The organism is Ruegeria sp. O4 (genome assembly GCF_056535125.1).
This window is the reverse complement of sequence record NZ_JBQERO010000011.1, coordinates 85782-102857: the sequence shown is the minus strand read 5'-3', so window position 1 is coordinate 102857 and position 17076 is coordinate 85782. Positions and strand designations below refer to the sequence as shown.

Annotated in this window: 20 protein-coding genes; 10 read left to right on the top strand and 10 right to left on the bottom strand. The window is 58.0% G+C overall.

Annotated elements, in window-relative coordinates:
* Positions 1 to 25: 25 nt before the first annotated feature.
* On the top strand, positions 26 to 991 hold the full coding sequence (gene dgcA / locus ACR0J7_RS13610; protein ID WP_480911259.1) for an N-acetyl-D-Glu racemase DgcA: 966 nt from the start codon (positions 26 to 28) through the stop codon (positions 989 to 991).
* 10 nt (positions 992 to 1001) lie between these two features.
* Complete coding sequence (locus ACR0J7_RS13605) at positions 1002 to 1862, top strand: D-amino-acid transaminase (RefSeq protein ID WP_480914590.1); 861 nt, start codon at positions 1002 to 1004, stop codon at positions 1860 to 1862.
* A gap of 43 nt (positions 1863 to 1905) precedes the next feature.
* Here ACR0J7_RS13605 and ACR0J7_RS13600 read toward each other — a convergent pair whose 3' ends face one another.
* The 3 genes from ACR0J7_RS13600 to ACR0J7_RS13590 form a co-directional block, all read right to left on the bottom strand.
* Positions 1906 to 2220 carry a DUF1244 domain-containing protein gene (locus ACR0J7_RS13600; RefSeq protein WP_480900351.1) on the bottom strand — a complete coding sequence of 105 codons (315 nt, stop codon included), beginning with the start codon at positions 2218 to 2220 and terminating at the stop codon, positions 1906 to 1908.
* Positions 2221 to 2308: 88 nt separating this feature from the next.
* Entirely contained in the window at positions 2309 to 2548 is a 240-nt protein-coding gene (locus tag ACR0J7_RS13595; protein ID WP_480554763.1) for a DUF6868 family protein, read from the bottom strand.
* Between the two features lie 86 nt (positions 2549 to 2634).
* Positions 2635 to 3372: an N-formylglutamate amidohydrolase gene (locus tag ACR0J7_RS13590; protein WP_480900352.1), complete on the bottom strand. Its 738-nt coding sequence runs from the start codon at positions 3370 to 3372 to the stop codon at positions 2635 to 2637.
* Between the two features lie 143 nt (positions 3373 to 3515).
* Between ACR0J7_RS13590 and pyk the strand changes: the two genes are divergently transcribed.
* Positions 3516 to 4961, top strand: coding sequence for a pyruvate kinase (pyk, locus tag ACR0J7_RS13585; protein WP_267365133.1), 1446 nt, complete (start codon positions 3516 to 3518; stop codon positions 4959 to 4961).
* A 32-nt stretch (positions 4962 to 4993) separates the two neighbouring features.
* On the opposite strand, the gene ACR0J7_RS13580 is transcribed toward pyk, so the two are convergent.
* Positions 4994 to 5428, bottom strand: coding sequence for an Lrp/AsnC ligand binding domain-containing protein (locus ACR0J7_RS13580; RefSeq protein ID WP_480483856.1), 435 nt, complete (start codon positions 5426 to 5428; stop codon positions 4994 to 4996).
* A gap of 208 nt (positions 5429 to 5636) precedes the next feature.
* Here ACR0J7_RS13580 and ACR0J7_RS13575 point away from each other — a divergent pair, with 208 nt between their 5' ends.
* From ACR0J7_RS13575 to ACR0J7_RS13550, 6 genes are all read left to right on the top strand, one after another.
* On the top strand, positions 5637 to 6074 hold the full coding sequence (locus tag ACR0J7_RS13575) for a universal stress protein (RefSeq protein WP_209506060.1): 438 nt from the start codon (positions 5637 to 5639) through the stop codon (positions 6072 to 6074).
* 13 nt (positions 6075 to 6087) lie between these two features.
* On the top strand, positions 6088 to 7638 hold the full coding sequence (locus tag ACR0J7_RS13570) for an alanine/glycine:cation symporter family protein (protein ID WP_480507300.1): 1551 nt from the start codon (positions 6088 to 6090) through the stop codon (positions 7636 to 7638).
* A gap of 183 nt (positions 7639 to 7821) precedes the next feature.
* Entirely contained in the window at positions 7822 to 8022 is a 201-nt protein-coding gene (gene rpmI / locus ACR0J7_RS13565; protein ID WP_010443552.1) for a 50S ribosomal protein L35, read from the top strand.
* 15 nt (positions 8023 to 8037) lie between these two features.
* Entirely contained in the window at positions 8038 to 8403 is a 366-nt protein-coding gene (rplT, locus tag ACR0J7_RS13560) for a 50S ribosomal protein L20 (protein ID WP_039523695.1), read from the top strand.
* 224 nt (positions 8404 to 8627) lie between these two features.
* Positions 8628 to 9176 carry a YeeE/YedE thiosulfate transporter family protein gene (locus ACR0J7_RS13555; protein ID WP_480494733.1) on the top strand — a complete coding sequence of 183 codons (549 nt, stop codon included), beginning with the start codon at positions 8628 to 8630 and terminating at the stop codon, positions 9174 to 9176.
* Positions 9177 to 9180: 4 nt separating this feature from the next.
* The gene (locus ACR0J7_RS13550; protein WP_480494731.1) at positions 9181 to 9771 is read left to right on the top strand and encodes a YeeE/YedE thiosulfate transporter family protein; all 591 of its coding nucleotides are present in this window, start codon (positions 9181 to 9183) and stop codon (positions 9769 to 9771) included.
* A 91-nt stretch (positions 9772 to 9862) separates the two neighbouring features.
* On the opposite strand, the gene ACR0J7_RS13545 is transcribed toward ACR0J7_RS13550, so the two are convergent.
* On the bottom strand, positions 9863 to 11254 hold the full coding sequence (locus ACR0J7_RS13545) for an aminotransferase family protein (protein WP_209506068.1): 1392 nt from the start codon (positions 11252 to 11254) through the stop codon (positions 9863 to 9865).
* A 221-nt stretch (positions 11255 to 11475) separates the two neighbouring features.
* Between ACR0J7_RS13545 and ACR0J7_RS13540 the strand changes: the two genes are divergently transcribed.
* Positions 11476 to 13104, top strand: coding sequence for an acyl-CoA synthetase (locus tag ACR0J7_RS13540; protein ID WP_480914587.1), 1629 nt, complete (start codon positions 11476 to 11478; stop codon positions 13102 to 13104).
* Here the strand turns inward: ACR0J7_RS13540 and ACR0J7_RS13535 are convergent.
* The 5 genes from ACR0J7_RS13535 to ACR0J7_RS13515 form a co-directional block, all read right to left on the bottom strand.
* Positions 13101 to 13436 carry a DOPA 4,5-dioxygenase family protein gene (locus tag ACR0J7_RS13535; RefSeq protein ID WP_480494725.1) on the bottom strand — a complete coding sequence of 112 codons (336 nt, stop codon included), beginning with the start codon at positions 13434 to 13436 and terminating at the stop codon, positions 13101 to 13103. The two genes, ACR0J7_RS13540 and ACR0J7_RS13535, sit on opposite strands and share 4 nt — an antisense overlap.
* A gap of 86 nt (positions 13437 to 13522) precedes the next feature.
* Positions 13523 to 14161: a maleylacetoacetate isomerase gene (gene maiA / locus ACR0J7_RS13530; protein ID WP_480473945.1), complete on the bottom strand. Its 639-nt coding sequence runs from the start codon at positions 14159 to 14161 to the stop codon at positions 13523 to 13525.
* A gap of 11 nt (positions 14162 to 14172) precedes the next feature.
* Entirely contained in the window at positions 14173 to 14370 is a 198-nt protein-coding gene (locus tag ACR0J7_RS13525) for a DUF2783 domain-containing protein (protein ID WP_209506076.1), read from the bottom strand.
* A 5-nt stretch (positions 14371 to 14375) separates the two neighbouring features.
* On the bottom strand, positions 14376 to 15986 hold the full coding sequence (locus ACR0J7_RS13520; RefSeq protein ID WP_480900353.1) for an FAD-dependent oxidoreductase: 1611 nt from the start codon (positions 15984 to 15986) through the stop codon (positions 14376 to 14378).
* Positions 15987 to 16120: 134 nt separating this feature from the next.
* The gene (locus tag ACR0J7_RS13515; protein ID WP_480507312.1) at positions 16121 to 17071 is read right to left on the bottom strand and encodes an MBL fold metallo-hydrolase; all 951 of its coding nucleotides are present in this window, start codon (positions 17069 to 17071) and stop codon (positions 16121 to 16123) included.
* Between the last annotated feature and the right edge of the window lie 5 nt (positions 17072 to 17076).

Below are 17076 nucleotides of genomic sequence, written 5' to 3'. Positions count from 1 at the left end.
TGGGAAAAGATGAAGGAACGGGTGCGTGCAGATTGAGGTTTCTCGCGATGTGTTCCGGCTGGCGCAGGTCTTCACCATCTCGCGCGGGTCGCGGACCGAAGCAAAGGTGCTGACGGTTCGGGTGTCGGACGGAACTCATCAGGGCTGGGGCGAATGCGTTCCTTATGCGCGTTATGACGAAACGCTGGAGTCCGTTGAGGCCGAGATTGCCGGTCTGCCCGCGGATGTCACCCGCCGGTCGCTGATGGATCTGCTGCCAGCAGGTGCCGCGCGGAACGCCGTGGATTGCGCCCTGTGGGATCTGGAGTGCAAACGAACCGGCAAACGCGCCTGGGACCTGGCAGGTCTGCCCAAGCCCGGCCCCGAGATCACCGCCTACACATTGTCGTTGGACACCCCCGAGGCAATGCAGGCGCAGGCCGCCGGGAACGCGCATCGCCCGCTTCTGAAGATCAAGCTGGGCACACCTGATGATATGCCCCGGCTTGAGGCAGTGCGAGCCGGTGCTCCGGTCTCCAAGATCATTGTGGATGCAAACGAAGGCTGGTCGGCCGAAGTTTACGCCGACCTCGCCCCGCATCTGGTGCGGCTGGGCGTGGCGTTGGTGGAACAGCCATTGCCCGCAGGAGATGACGACGCATTGATCGGTATGAAGCGCCCGGTGCCAGTCTGTGCTGACGAATCCTGCCATGACCGCGCCAGCCTGCCCAAGTTGAAGGGCAAATATGATGTCATCAACATCAAACTCGACAAGACCGGAGGCCTGACCGAGGCGCTGGAGTTGCGCAAGGCGGCGATTGCCGAAGGCTATGACATTATGGTGGGATGTATGGTCGGCAGCTCGCTTGCCATGGCACCTGCGACATTGCTGGCGCAGGGTGCGATGGTAACGGACCTTGACGGCCCGCTTCTGTTGGCCGAAGACCGCGACACCCCGCTGGATTTTGACGACGCCGGAGTGCACCCGCCTGCGGCCGCACTTTGGGGTTGAGGAGACGAACATGACCCGCACCGTTTACGTAAATGGCGAATATCTGCCGGAGACCGAGGCCAAGGTTTCCATTTTTGACCGTGGCTTCCTGTTTGCGGACGCGGTCTACGAAGTCACCAGTGTGCTGGACGGCAAGCTGATCGACTTCGAAGGTCACTCAGTCCGTCTGAAGCGCTCGCTGGACGAGCTGGAGATGGCCGAGCCCTGCACCAAGGATGAACTGTTGGAAATCCACCGTAAGCTGATTGAGCTGAACGGTATCGAGGAAGGTTTGGTCTATCTGCAGGTTTCGCGCGGCAGCGATGGCGACCGGGATTTTGTGTTTCCGTCGGCAGATACCCAGCCCAGCCTCGTTCTGTTCACGCAGAACAAGCCGGGGCTGGCTGACAGCCCGGCGGCAAGGAAAGGCGCCAAGATCATCTCGATCGAAGACATCCGCTGGGGCCGCCGCGACATCAAAACGGTGCAATTGCTCTACCCGTCGATGGGCAAGATGATGGCCAAGAAGGCAGGTTGCGACGACGCATGGCTGGTCGAGGAAGGCTTTGTGACCGAGGGCACCAGCAACAACGCCTATTTCGTCAAAAACGGCAAGATTGTCACCCGCCCGCTGTCCAACGATATCCTGCACGGCATCACCCGAAAGGCCGTGCTGCGCATGGCGGCTGAGGCGCAGATGGAAATCGAAGAGCGTCTGTTCACCATCGACGAAGCCAAAGAGGCGGACGAAGCATTCACCACCTCGGCCAGTGCCTTTGTAATGCCGGTGGTTGAAATCGACGGAGTTGCGCTGGGTGACGGTACGCCGGGGCCGATTGCAAAACGCTTGCGCGAGATTTATCTGGACGAAAGCCGCAAGGCGGCGATCTAAAGAAAAAGGCCCGCCAATCTGGCGGGCCTTTTTCGTATTGGGCCTAGCCCTTTTTCGTTACATTCTCTTCAAACGCGACCTTGAAGGCGGCCTGTTTTTCAGCGCTGGCCTCGGTTTGATAATTGGCTTTCCATTCATCCATGGTCATGCCGTAGAAAAGTTCTCGGGCCTCGTCCTTGCCCATCTCGATGCCTTTTTCAATGGCCGCTTCCTGATACCACCGTGACAGGCAGTTTCGGCAGAACCCGGCCAGATTCATCATGTCGATGTTCTGCACATCGGTGCGGTCTTCCATCAGGTGCTTTTGCAGCCGACGAAAGGCGGCAGCCTGAAGTTCGATTTCGGTTTGCTTGTCCATCTTGTGGCTCCGGAAGGCAGTGTGTGTTGCGTCTGACCTAACAATCCTGCCGTGTCGTTACAACAACGGCGCTTGTGGTCAGCGCTACCTACATCAGTTTCAAGGCCAGCCAGGGCACGATGCAAAAGATCAGTGTCAGGATCTTGTAGTTGGCAAGGTATCTGAAATAGGCACGTTTCACGTCGGCGCGATCCATCTGAAACATCCTGCCGTGAATGCCAGCGATCCAGTCCTGCAAAAGCAGAATCATGACGGTGGTGAACAGCAAAACCGCGATATTAAGCGTGGCCATCCAACCGAAAAACGTTGTCAGAAACTCATGTGTCATGACGATCCCCTTTCCCGCATTATATGGGGATCAGAGGCATTGCTCACAATGGCGTGAGGGGTGGAACGTCCCTGAAAACCTTGCGGTCAAAGGTCGCTGGCGTCCAGCGCTTCTTGCAGGATTACCGCCAGCCGCTCGGCCCAATGCCGTTGTCCGGCATGATCGGCGATCAGATCATTGCGTAGCTCGATCAATGCATTGGGACGGCCAAAAGCGGTGCAGTGCTTGTCAATCGCATCACCCGGCAAAACGCCGGTATAGGGTTCATTAACACCAACGCACAGGTCATCTTCCTGTTGCAGCCGTTCGATCAAAGGACGCGAGAACCGCTCGTCCGGCGTGTGCAGCACACCAATGTGCCACGGACGCGGATCACGTCCGCGCAGCTGACGCGTGAAGGAATGCATCGAAACAATTACCGCATGTGGCAGTGCTGCCATCTCGGACAACGCTGTGTGGTAGGGGCGATAACACATGTTCAGGCGGTGTTCGCGCTCGGCGGCATCGGCATGGCGGTTGCCGGGAATGATCGACCCGTCATACAGTTTCATCAACAACGTGGGGTCATCTTCCCCTCGGTTCGGGTCAATTACGAGGCGCGAGAAATTGGCGGCAATCACTGGCGCGTTCAGAATCTCGCCCAGATGTTTTGATACCTCATACGCGCCGACATCATAGGCGATATGGCGCTCCATATCCTCGCGCGGCAGGCCAAGGTCTCCGTCATTGACCTCGGGGGGGACGATGTTGGTTGCGTGGTCGCATGTGATCAGCCATCGGGACGGGCGATCCGCGCCGTGAACAAAAAACGGGGTGTAAGTCATAAGCCTGTCATCTAGTTTGTCGCAGGTGTAGGGCAGTTGCTTTAAAAAGGGAATTGCGCAATAAGCGCCACAGCAGTGTTTGCGGTAACATTTTGCAAAAGCTGATCTGCGCAATCTGAACCGGCATGAGGAGGTCAAGACCAATGCGACGCCTGAGGAATGTAAAAATCGTGGCGACGCTGGGACCGGCGTCCAGTGACTATGACACCATTCGCGCCCTGCACGAGGCCGGGGCGGATGTGTTCCGTCTGAACATGAGCCACGGCAGCCATGACGAGATACGTGAACGCCACAAGATCATTCGGCAGGTTGAAAAGGATCTGGACAGCCCGATTGCCATTCTGGCTGACCTTCAGGGTCCCAAGCTGCGGGTTGGTGTTTTTGCAAATGATGCGGAGGATCTGGAAGAGGGCGCGGCGTTCCGTCTGGACCTTGATCCAGCTCCCGGCGACACCACCCGCGTGTGCCTGCCGCACCCCGAGATCTTCGCGGCCCTTGAACCGGGCGCGCGCCTTCTGGTCAATGATGGCAAGATCCGTCTGATCGTTCAAGATTGTGGTCAGGACTTTGCCAATTGCACAGTTGAGGTCGGCGGTGCGATCTCGAACCGCAAGGGTGTGAACGTCCCGGATGTGGTACTGCCGCTTGCGGCCTTGTCGGAGAAGGACCGTGGTGATCTTGAGTTTGTCTGCCAGTTGGGCGTTGACTGGCTGGCGCTGAGTTTCGTGCAACGCGCCAAGGATGTGTTCGAGGCCAGGGCGCTGGCTGATGGACGCGCTGCGATCCTGTCGAAGATCGAAAAGCCGGCGGCGGTCGAGGCGTTCGACGACATCCTTGATGCGTCGGACGGGATTATGGTGGCGCGGGGCGATCTGGGTGTGGAACTGCCGGTATCTGCGGTGCCGCCCATTCAAAAGAGGCTGGTCCGCAAGTGCCGTAGTGCCGCCAAGCCGGTCATTGTCGCCACCCAGATGCTGGAAAGCATGATCGAAAGCCCGATGCCCACCCGCGCCGAAGTGTCGGATGTGGCCACCGCGATCTATGAGGGCACGGACGCCATTATGCTCAGCGCGGAATCGGCGGCAGGTGCTTATCCGGTTGAGGCTGTGCAGACCATGAATAAGGTCGCCATCGAGGTCGAGGCCGACCCGACCTATTCCCAGATTATCGCCGCGTCCCGCACGGCAAAAGGAAGCACTGTGGCCGATGCCATTGTTGCGGCTGCCCGCGAGATTGCTGAAAAGACCGATATCAAGGCCATCTGCTGCTTTACGCAAAGTGGAACCACCGCCTCATTGACAGCCCGTGAACGTCCCGGTGTTCCGATCATTGCGATGACATCGCTGATGGGAACTGCGCGAAGGCTTTGCCTGAGCTGGGGTTGCAATTGCGTCATGACGCCAGAACTCCAGCGGTTCAAAAGCGCCGTGGTCAACGCGGCCCGCGCGGCGCGGGCAGGGGGGTTTGCAACCGAAACCGATCAGATCGTGGTTACGGCCGGTGTCCCGTTCAACGTACCGGGCACGACTAACATTCTGCGCGTGGCCCCGTGTGATGAACGGCTGATCTACAGCACGGATCCGGAATAACCGAAGGCCGACACTCGGGCCCGAGTGTCGTGTCAGCCAACCGGCTCTTTTACAATCTCCATAACTGTAAAAGAGCTGGTCTGGTGTATGCCCGGCAGCTTGTTGATCTTCTCGCCCAGCACCAGCCGGAAATGCGCAATATCGCGCGTTCGAACGGTCAGAAGATAATCAAACGAGCCCGCCACCATCAGGCAGCTTTCGATTTCCTGAACACTCCGAACGGCTTCATTGAATTTCACAAGGGATTGTTCCGCAGTTGCGACCAAGGATACCTGCACCACGGTCAGCAGTGCCAGCCCCATTCTTTCTTTGTCGACAACGGCTCTGTACCCTTTGATATAGCCATTCTTCTCAAGTCGTTTTACACGCTCGGAACAGGGCGTATTGGTCAGGTTCACACGCGCCGCCAACTCAACTATCGAGAGCCTGCCATTGGCCTCCAGCTCGTGCAGGATGCGTTGATCGATATTGTCTAAATCTCTGCTAATCAGTAAAATTCCCTGTATTTTTGGCGTAATACGATAAATTACACTGAAATTGGCCCAAAAAAATCTCCAATTCCTAGTGAAATTTCCTAATACTTACCAAAGGGCGGTCTTGTTGAAAAGTTCCAAGTTCCGGCCGCCCTGCCGGGGGCGTGGGCCCCGGCCTTAACAACAAAAACGGAGGAACGAAATGACAACAAAGATTGTCATAGGACTCGACGGGACTGAAACCGGCGAGCGTGCGATTGCCTTTGCCAAGGATTTGGCAAAGCTGATCGGAACGTGCGATTTGCTGGTCGCTTATGTGATCGAATGGTCACCTTACACATTCCAGACACCTGAAGAAAACGCCCAGCGCCACAAGCGCCGCGAAGAAGAGGTTGATCTGGCAATGTCGCGTGTCGTGACACCTGCTGTTGAGGCCCTCAGGGCTGCGGGATTCGAAGCGCAGGGCATTGTGCGCCATGGCGATGTTGCGGAAACGCTGAACGCCATCACGGTCGAAAACGGAGGCTCGCAAATCGTCGTGGGTCGGGCATCTGCGGACGGGATCAAGAAACGCCTGTTCGGCAGTTCGACGCAATATCTGGTAATGCATGCCGACGTTCCGGTTACGGTCGTGAACTGAGGGGAGGGCTAAAATGAGAACGCTAAAAACACTTGGCGCCGTAACGGCCGCCACCATTGCCGCCAGCCCTGCCCTTGCACAAGAGGCGCCGGGACTGGATGAAAAAATCAATCAGGCCTTTGCGAACCTGACCGGACCGTTTGTCAGCTTCATCTTTGCGCCGCTGCCCGGAACCAGCTTTCCGTGGATCGTTATGTGGCTGGTGATCGCTGCAACGGTTTTCACGTTGTATTTTGCCTTTGTGCAGATGCGGTTCTTTAGCCACGCGATCAGCCTTGTCAAAGGTGATTACTCCGATCCCAACGATGCGGGCGAGGTCAGCCACTTTCAGGCATTGGCCACGGCGCTGTCCGGAACTGTGGGCTTGGGGAATATCGCGGGCGTGGCCGTTGCCGTTGGCATCGGCGGCCCGGGCGCAACCTTCTGGATGATCCTTGCGGGCCTTCTTGGCATGGCGTCGAAATTCACCGAATGTACGCTGGGCGTGAAGTACCGCAATGAATACGAAGACGGTACAGTATCCGGTGGCCCGATGTATTACATGTCCAAGGGCTTTGACGAGCTGGGCCTGCCGGGCGGCAAGATCCTGGCGGTACTGTTCTCGATCTTCTGTATTCTGGGCGCATTGGGCGGCGGGAACATGTTCCAGGCCAACCAGGCACATCAACAGATCGCGGGTATCGTTGGCGACTATCCGGGCTGGATTACCGGCATTGTTTTTGCTGGTGTCGTGTTCATGGTCATTGTTGGCGGCCTGAAATCCATTGCACGGGTGACCGAAAAGGTCGTGCCGTTCATGGGTGTGCTGTATGTCGCCACCGCACTGGTCATCATCGCGATGAATGCGGACATGATCGGCTGGGCCTTTGGTCAGATCTTTGCCGGTGCCTTCACGGGGCTGGGTGTTGCAGGGGGCATGGTCGGTGCGCTGATCCAAGGCTTCAAGCGCGCGGCATTCTCGAACGAGGCGGGCGTGGGCTCTGCAGCTATCGCGCACTCGGCGGTTCGGACCAAGGAGCCGATCACCGAGGGTTTTGTATCGCTGCTTGAACCCTTCATCGATACCGTCGTGATCTGTACCATGACGGCGCTGGTGATCATCATCACGCAACAGCTGATCATCGATCCTGAAACCGGCAACTACATGCTGAACGAAGCGGGTTCCGCCATCGCAACAGTGGATGGAAATTCCGGTGTCAGCCTGACTTCTGCCGCGTTTGGCAGCGCGTTCAGCTGGTTCCCGTACATCCTTGCGATTGCGGTGATCCTGTTTGCCTTCTCGACCATGATCAGCTGGTCCTACTATGGCCTCAAGGCCTGGACCTACCTGTTCGGAGAAGGACACACAAAAGAGCTGATCTTCAAGGTCATCTTCTGTGTCTTCGTGGTGATCGGCGCTGCGGCCAACCTCGGCCCCGTTATCGACTTCTCGGATGCGGCGATCTTTGCGATGGCGGTTGTGAACGTCTTTGCTCTCTACTTCCTGATGAAAGTGGTGCGGCAGGAACTGGCGTCCTACTCCGCAAGGCTGAAGAGCGGTGAAATCCGCAAATTCGAACACTAAATCCAATCACCGGGGCGGCTTGTGTCGCCCCGGTGCCTGACCAGGCTGCAAAAAGCACAGATTCTGGTCCAAACCCCCTTGCCAGTATGACCGAACTTGCGTAAACGGCGCTTCTGATCGCGTGACCGGCCGAGATGGCATGCCGAGTCGCGTCTGAAACCGAACCCGAAAAAGGAGACGGAAATGCCTAAGATGAAGACCAAATCAAGCGCCAAGAAGCGCTTCAAGGTGACTGCGACCGGTAAGGTCCTTGCTGGCCAGGCCGGCAAACGGCACGGCATGATCAAGCGGACCAAGAAATTCATCCGCGACGCCCGTGGCAACACCACCCTGTCCGCCCCCGACGCAAAGATCGTCAAGGGCTACATGCCCTACGACCGCTAAGAGGAGATGTAAGAGATGTCCCGCGTTAAAGGTGGAACCGTAACTCACGCCCGTCACAAGAAGATCATCAAGGCCGCAAAAGGCTATTATGGTCGTCGCAAGAGCAACTTCAAAGTCGCAACTCAGGCCGTCGACAAGGCCAACCAGTACGCGACCCGTGACCGCAAGAACCGCAAGCGCAACTTCCGCGCGCTGTGGATCCAGCGGATCAACGCTGCTGTGCGCAGCCATGACGAGGCTCTGACATATTCCCGCTTCATCAACGGTCTGAACCTGGCCGGTATCGAAGTGGACCGCAAAGTTCTGGCCGACCTGGCCGTGCACGAACCGGAAGCGTTCGGCGCGATCGTCGCCAAAGCTCAGGCTGCTCTGGCTGCCTGAACCTCTGAAAAGAGACAGTGAAAGAAAGGCCGTCCCTTTGGGGCGGTCTTTTTTGTTGCAACATGCGGTGCATTCCAAGCGCTTCTTGGATCAGGGCATCCATCCCTTCTGCATTGGGATGACGCCAACCAGTTTCAGGCATGACCGGTTTGATCTAGATCATGTAACAGCCCTCGGATCATATTATATATGATTTTATGAATATAAATGAAAAGGGTGAAATCATGACACTAAACTGGAAAGTTGGAGGTGTTTTGCTAGGGCTCGTGTTCTTCGGGGCGGTTCTTCTGGTGAAGCCGATCGGTGTTTCGACCCAATTCGTCATCCTTGACGGAATTATCGCGGACACCGTCAATTCAGAATTCGTAACGCAGACGGATGACGGTTACAGTTCAACCAACGCATACATGGCGAAATCCAATGGCAAATACGCCAAATACGTATCCAATCCGTTGAACTACAGCTTTGTCTTCGTTTTGGCTATGGCCGCGGGCGCGTACTTGTCGGTCAAGGCGCGAGGTGGTCTGGAACGCGGCGAGGGCAAGCTGCCCATGATCTGGCGCGAAAACTATGGCGATACGCCCTTGGCCCGAAACCTGGTCGCGCTATTGGGCGGCTTTGTCGTCCTCTATGGCGCCAGGTTGGCAGGTGGGTGCACATCCGGTCACATGATGTCCGGTATGATGCAGACTGCCCTGTCAGGCTACATCTTTGCAGCCGGGGCATTTGCAGCGGCAATTCCTACGGCAATGCTGATCTACCGGAAAGGATAAGGCGATGGAAATCATTCTTGCGATCATCATTGGCGCCGCTTTCGGAGCCGTACTTGACCGGATTGGCGCAGCGAATCCAAATTGGATTGTGGGCATGCTGACACTGCGTCGACTCCAGCTGATGAAAACGATCCTCCTGGCAATCGGAACCGGTTCGATCCTCATGTTCGGCGGGCAGATGCTGGGGTTTGTGGATGTCGGCCATATGTCGGTGAAATCGGCCTATGTTGGTGTCTTCATTGGCGGATTGTTACTGGGTGCGGGCTGGGCTGCATCGGGCTACTGTCCGGGAACAGGGGTCTGCGCCGCTGCGTCCGGTCGCCGTGACGCCTTGTTCTTCATCGTCGGCGGTTTGTTAGGCGCTGCGGCCTATATGGCGACATATCCGGCCTGGAAGGCCACGGGCCTGCTCGATGAAATTGCTGGCGGCAAAGTCACCTTGGGTACAGTTCCGGGATCCACTTACGAAGGTGTTTTGTCACTGTCCGGCGATATCCTCGGTATCGCACTGGGTGCCGTCTTTGTTCTGGTTGCATTCGTTCTTCCGGACAGCCTGATCGCAACTGGCGAAAAGGTTGGTGTTGCGGCCGAATAATCACGGCTGAGCGTACACATTCACGACCGGCATCCCGACAAAAAAACCGGCGCAACACGCGCCGGTTTCTTTTTAGCCAATATCGGTGATCTTACCCGAACACACGCCCCAGCGCGCCGTCAACCGCGTCGGTGATCTGGTCGATGTCGTCGGCCGTAGCGATCAGCGCAGGCGAGAAGCACAGCGTGTTGTTGCGACCGGGGATCGAGCGGTTGGTCACGCCGATGATCACGCCCTGCGCCATACAGTCGGCGGTAACGGCCTGCGCCAGTTTCTCGTCCACCGGCTCTTTGGTGCCACGATCCACAACCAGTTCGGCCCCCAGGAACAGGCCTTTGCCGCGCACATCGCCGATGACCTTGTGCTTGTCCATCAGCGCCAGAAGGTTGTTCGTCATACGCGCGCCCATGTCCGTGCAGTTCTGCAACAGGTTTTCATCCTGAATGATGCGCATGTTCTCGATGGCCGCTGCCGGACCAGCGGTGCACCCACCAAAGGTCGAGATATCGCGGAAATAGTTCATCGGGTCCGCGGCATCGTCTTTGAACAAGTCAAAGACTTCCTCGGTGGTAACCATGCAGGCAATCGCGGCATAACCCGATGCAACGCCCTTGGCCATGGTCACGAAATCGGGTTTGATACCGTATTGCTGGTACCCGAACCATGTGCCGGTGCGGCCCACGCCACAGACAACCTCGTCGATATGCAGCAGCACATCGTATTTCTTGCAGATCTCCTGCACGCGCTGCCAGTATCCTTCAGGCGCTTCGATTACACCACCACCCGCTGTTACAGGCTCAAGGCACAGCGCACCTACGGTATCGGGGCCTTCGCGCAGGATGACGGCTTCAATCTGATCTGCGGCCCATTCGCCGAAATTCTCTTCGGGTGCGCCATCCAGCTCATGCTTGCGATATTCCATGCAATGCGGCACGCGCACGAAATCAGGTGCGAAGGGGCCGTATTGCGCCGTGCGCTCGTCCTGACCGCCTGCCGACATGGTCGCCAGCGTCGAGCCGTGATAGTCCCGATCGCGGTACAGGATCTTGGTTTTCTTGCCGCCATATTTCTTGTGCGCGATCTGGCGCACCATCTTGAACGCCTTCTCGTTCGCCTCGGAACCTGAGTTGGTGTAATAGACCCGGCTCATGCCCGGCATCTTGTCGATCAGTTGCTCGGCAAACAGCGCACCCGGGATCGAACCGGCCGAATTGGCGAAATAGCACAGCTTCATCAGTTGGTCGTAAACCGCCTTGCAGATCGATTCGCGGCCATAGCCGACGTTGACGGTCCAGACGCCGCCGGAAACCGCATCCAGATGCTCTTTGCCTTTCTGGTCCCAGACACGCATGCCCTTGCCCTCGACAATGATGCGTGGGTCATTGGTTTCAAAGGGTTTATGCTGGATCAGATGGTGCCAGATATGGGCGCGGTCGGCCTCGACCACGCGGGAAAGATCGTTTTCGTTGAACGTGCCGTCCATGACATGTCCTTTCAGTGAGGAAGCGGTGCACGGGATATGGAAATGCCTCATCCCGGCATGTGTTTAAGATGCTTCAGATCACCGCGAAAGCCCGGATGTAGATAGGGCCAGATCGTATCATCCCGTATCGCCAGTCAGTTTTGCCGCCGTATTTCTACGGGTTTGTCAGAACGCGAACTTTGTGCTCAATTCGCCCAAACTGCGTTTCGGGAGGACAGCGGATGGCAGCGACACATATCTACGAGCGTCATTTGGACAAATGCCGGGCAAATTACACACCCCTGTCGCCCCTTACGTTCATTGAACGGACGGCGCAGGTCTACCCGGATTATCCATCCGTGGTTTATGGGGATCGCCGGTATTCCTGGGCTGAAACCTATGCCCGTTGCCGGCGTCTGGCGAGTGCGTTGACAGCGCGTGGGATTGGACGGGGCGATACCGTTTCGATAATCGCGGCCAACATCCCGGAAATGTACGAGGCGCATTTTGGCGTGCCCATGACGGGCGCTGTTCTGAACGCAATCAACACACGGCTGGATGCGCCGATTGTCGCATTCATCCTGAGCCATGCCGAAGCCAAGGCGCTGCTGGTCGACCCCGAGTTTTCGGATGTGGTGAAAGATGCGCTGCAACAGGTCGATCATGACATTCTGGTCATCGATATCGAAGACCCCACCTTCGACGGCGGTGAAAAGCTGGGCCGCCTGACCTATGATGCCCTGCTGGCCGAAGGCGACCCCGCGTTTGACTGGTCACTGCCAGCGGACGAATGGGACGCGATCACCCTGAATTATACCTCGGGCACCACGGGCAACCCCAAGGGCGTGGTTTACCACCATCGCGGCGCGACCCTGAATGCGCAGTCCGATTTGCTGGACTGGGATATGCCCAAGCATTCGGTCTATTTGTGGACCCTGCCGATGTTCCACTGCAACGGCTGGTGCTTCCCGTGGGCCATGGCAGCCAATGCAGGTGTTTCCGTTTGCTTGCGCGCGGTGCGAGCCGAACCGATCTATGCTGCTTTCCGGGACGAGAAAGTGACCCATTTCTGCGGTGCGCCGATCGTTCTGAACATGCTGGCCCACGCTCCGGATGAGTTGAAGGACTTTGACCACCAGATCAAGGTGATGACGGCAGGTGCCCCGCCGCCTGCGGCCGTGATCGAAGCGATGGAGGCGATGGGTGTCGAGGTCACGCATGTCTATGGCCTGACCGAAACCTATGGGCCTTCGGTTGTCTGCGCATGGAAAGACGAATGGAACAGCAAAGGACCTGAAGACCGCGCCGCGCTTAAGGTGCGGCAAGGCGTGCGCTATACCGCGTTGTCCGGACTGATGGTGGCCGACCCGGAAACTCTGGAACCGGTTCCGGCGGATGGCGAAACCATGGGTGAGATATTCATGCAGGGCAACGTGGTGATGAAAGGATACCTCAAGAATCCCGAGGCCACCAACAAGGCCTTTCACGGCGGCTGGTTCGCGTCCGGTGATCTGGGTGTCATGCACCCCGATGGCTATATCGCGCTCAAGGATCGTTCAAAGGACATCATCATCTCGGGCGGCGAGAATATTTCATCTGTCGAGGTCGAAGGCATCCTCTACAAGCATCCGGCGGTGATGGAGGCTGCTGTGGTGGCCCGTCCCGATGAGAAATGGGGCGAAACGCCCTGCGCCTTTGTCGAGTTGAAACCCGGCGCGGCCGTAACCGAGGCAGAGCTTATCGCCTTCTGTCGCGACCGGATGGCCCATTTCAAGGCACCCAAAACGGTTGTGTTCGGCACTCTGCCCAAGACATCTACCGGCAAGGTGCAGAAATTCGTTCTGCGGGATCAGGCACGGGCGCTGGGTTAAAGATTGTCGAAGATCGACAGGTCCAACGCCAGCATCTCACCCATCCAGAGCGCGCGGTCGCGGTGATCCTCCAGATGTTCACCGGTTTCCGGGTGCGTGAAGACCGTCAGGCCCTGCCGGTTCAGCATCAGCCATGGGATGACTTGGTCGAATGCGCTTGCAGCAAAGCCCAGCTGGCAGCTCCAGCGCGAATGGGGGCCGACGTTTCGGGCGTGCATCCGGCCCATTTGAACAGGGAACAGGCGGGCCGCCTCTTCACAGACCTGTCGCGCGGTGTCCTGCGTGTCGGCGTCGAAATAGACATGGGCGTGATAGCCGGTGATCTCGGGCATAGGAACCTCGTCTGCTTTGTTGGCTCAAAGCTAAGGCCTAAAAGGAAAAAAACCTAGCTGCGCATGCACACAGGGTCTGTGCAATGTTAACCCTGCGCATGTGCGTCGGGATGTGCCGCGACAAAGGCCGGGTGATTGGCGCAGGCCTCTTCAACCCGCAGCAGGCGGGGCATATCCGACAAATCAACCTGCCACCGGCGCGCGTTATAGATCTGCGGGATCAGGCAGAGGTCGGCGAGACCGGGCTTTGACCCAACACAGTAGGGGGCCTGTTCGAAATCACCCAACATGGTTTCGAACGCCTGCAACCCGGGTTTGATGAAATTCCGCATCCAGTCGCCGGGCATGTCGGGGGCGTTATGGCTCAGGGTCGTGGCATAGCGCGCAACCGACAGGTTGCAGACTGGGTGGATGTCGACGGCGATCGCATAAGCCAGCGCCTGAACACGCGCGCGTTCCGCCGGATCATCAGGCAGAAGGTTCAACTGCCGGGTCCGGTCCAGATAGTCGAGGATGGCCAGCGATTGCGTCAACCGCAGCCCGTCAATATCCAGAACCGGCACAAAGCCCTGCGGGTTTCGCGCGATATGTTCATCGCCCTTTTGTGCGCCGCCCACCAGATCGACAACAACCGGGCGATACGCGATCCCGGCCAGATTCAGGGCGATCCGCACCCGGTAACTGGCCGAGGATCGCCAATAGTCATAAAGGACGACGTCGCTCACGTCCGGGCCTGTCAACTGTCAGTCAAAGCGGCAGCGCGAAGGGCGTCCGTCAGCACCGTACTGTCACCGATGTGGTTGGCCAACACCAGTACCAGCCGCGCATTCAGCGCGTCGCTGTCTGCTTTTTCCAGGCCTTCATGCGCGGCCAGAAGTTCGGCATAGAAGTCATCGGCGTTTTTGATGTTCGGGGTTAGGATCAGGTCTGACATGGGGCTTACTCCTTACCGCAGGCTCTGCGGATCGCGTGCCGGAAGGTGTTTTCTTCGTAACTGTCACGCCGGGCGGCCACATGCTGGTCCGGGCGGATCAGGTAGACTGCGCTGGTCGCGTCGCCCAGATAGCGGCGTTTGAGGGCCAGCGTCATATCATCCTTGACCGACAGCGCCAGTCGCGTGACCTCGATCCCATCTTCTTCCAGGGTATCTGGGGCGTCTGCATCGATAGTCAAAAGCGTGAACTTGCCTGCAAGCTTGGGCAGCAGAAACTCGTCACCAAGCGGAGCGTCTGGACAGGCCGAACCCGGGCGCGTTCCGGCGGGGCCGTTCAGCGCGTCCGCAGAATTCAGCGAAGATCCATCATAGGTGCAGGGCTGGCTCAGGCGGCCAGAATTCACCAGCGGGCGCGCGAAGTCATAATGCTCGCTCAGGTCCAGTACCGCATCGCGCAGGATCCGCGACATCTCGGATTTCGGGGTGATGAAATCGGTCGACCGGCTGGAATTCAGGATGTTCTCGTCCGCCCCGTACACGCGTTCGGCGTTGTAGCTGTCCAGCAGAGTTTCAGGTGCTTTCCCGTCCAGAACCAGCTTCAGTTTCCAACACAGGTTGTCGGTGTCCTGAAGGCCGGAATTGGCCCCGCGCGCGCCAAAGGGGCTGACCTGATGCGCGCTGTCGCCCGCAAACAGGACACGGCCCTTGCGGAAGCTTTCCATGCGACGGCACTGGAACGTATAGATCGAGACCCATTCCAGCTCAAATTCGACATCATCCCCAAGCATCGCCTTGAGGCGGGGGATCACGTTCTCGGGGCGCTTTTCGCGTTCCTTGTCGATGTCCCAACCCAGCTGCAAGTCGATGCGCCACACATTGTCGGGCTGTTTGTGCAACAACGCGGATTGCCCGCGATTGAACGGCGGATCGAACCAGAACCAGCGTTCAGACGGAAAATCCGCATCCATGATCACGTCTGCAATCAGGAAGTTGTCTTCAAATATCCGTCCTTCGAAATCAATGCCCAACATCCGCCGGGCAGGGGATGTCGCGCCATCACAGGCAATCAGCCATTCGGCTTCGATTGTGTAAGGTCCTTCTGGTGTCTCGACCTCCAGCCGCACGTGATCGTCATGCGTGCCAATCGCCTCGACCTTGTTGCGCCCGCGTATCTCAATCGGTGCGCCTTCTGCCTGCAACTCGCGGACCCGTTCAACGAAATAGTTCTCAAAATGGTATTGCTGAAGGTTGATGAAGGCAGGGTTGGCATAACCTTCATCCGGTTGCAGGTTGAAGTCATAGACCTGCCGATCATCGAAGAAGACCTTGCCCCGGTCCCACAGGACGCCCTTGTCGACCAGTCGGCCCCCGCATCCCAGCCGGTCGGCAATTTCCAGCGTGCGTTGCGAGAAACAGATGGCGCGGCTGCCGAAACTGACCTTGTCATTCTCGTCCAGAACCACGACGTCGACCCCTTGCTGCGCCAGATCAATCGCCGCGGCCAGACCAACCGGGCCCGCGCCGATCACGATAACCTTGCGCCGAACTGGCGTCGGGCTGTCCTGATCCGGACTGCGTTCATAGCCGTAAAGCGGAGTTTCAAAGATCTTGTTCATGGGCTTCCCCCCAAGCAGATGGGCCAAAGTGCTGCATGTCCTGTGCTCCGGCAACATGTGCCGAAGCCTTTGGCATATGGTTTCATTGAATCCCGCCGCCTAAAACGATCTGGATCAAACTGGGTCGTTTTTCCTTACCCCTGCAGGGCCTCCCACATCTCAAGATCGCGCTGGGCGGTCCAGATGCGAGGCGTGTCGATACCACGGGCTTCGTCGTAGGCGCGGGCGACGTTGAACGGCAGGCAGTGTTCGTAGATCGCGTAATTGGCGAATTTCGGGTCACATTCGGCGCGGACTGCATCCCATGCCTCTTTCAGGCTGCCACCGCGCGCCGCAACCCTGGCCGCCGGGCGGTAGGTGCTTTCGACGAAATCGCGAGTGTTTTCGATGGCGGCATTGACCATGTCCTTGCCAACCAGCGCATCGCCGCGTCCCGGTGCGATGGCGTCGACATCGAACCACTTGATCTCGTCCAGCGTGTCGCCCCAGTCGTTGAAATGCCCGTCACCGCAATAGCAGGCCGAGTGATATTCGACGATGTCGCCGGTGAACATCACGTTCTGGTCTGGCACGTGGATGACGATATCGCCGGCGGTATGGGCGCGCCCCAGATGCATCAGGTCGATCCGGCGATTGCCCAGATAAACGGTCATCGTGTCGCTGAATGTGGTGGTGGGCCAGGTCAGGCCGGGGATGCTTTCATGCCCTTCGAACAGGCGCGGGAAGCGCTGGAATTCGCTGTCCCAGTCTTCCTGACCGCGTTCCACCACCATGGCGCGGGCCATGTCGGACATCAGGATCTGTTGCGCGCCAAAAGCGCTGGCACCCAAAACCCGCACTGCGTGGTAATGGGTCAGCGCCACATGGGTGATCGGCTTGTCGGTCACAGACCGCACGCATTCGATCACCTTGTTGGCCAGGCGCGGGGTCGCCTGTGCCTCGACGATCATCACGCTGTCATCGCCAATGATCACGCCCGAGTTCGGGTCACCCTCGGCGGTGAAAGCATAAAGCCCTTCGCCCACTTCAGTGAACGAGATTTTCTTTTCCGACATGTCCCCCTGGGACGCGAATGCTTTGGCCATCTTGG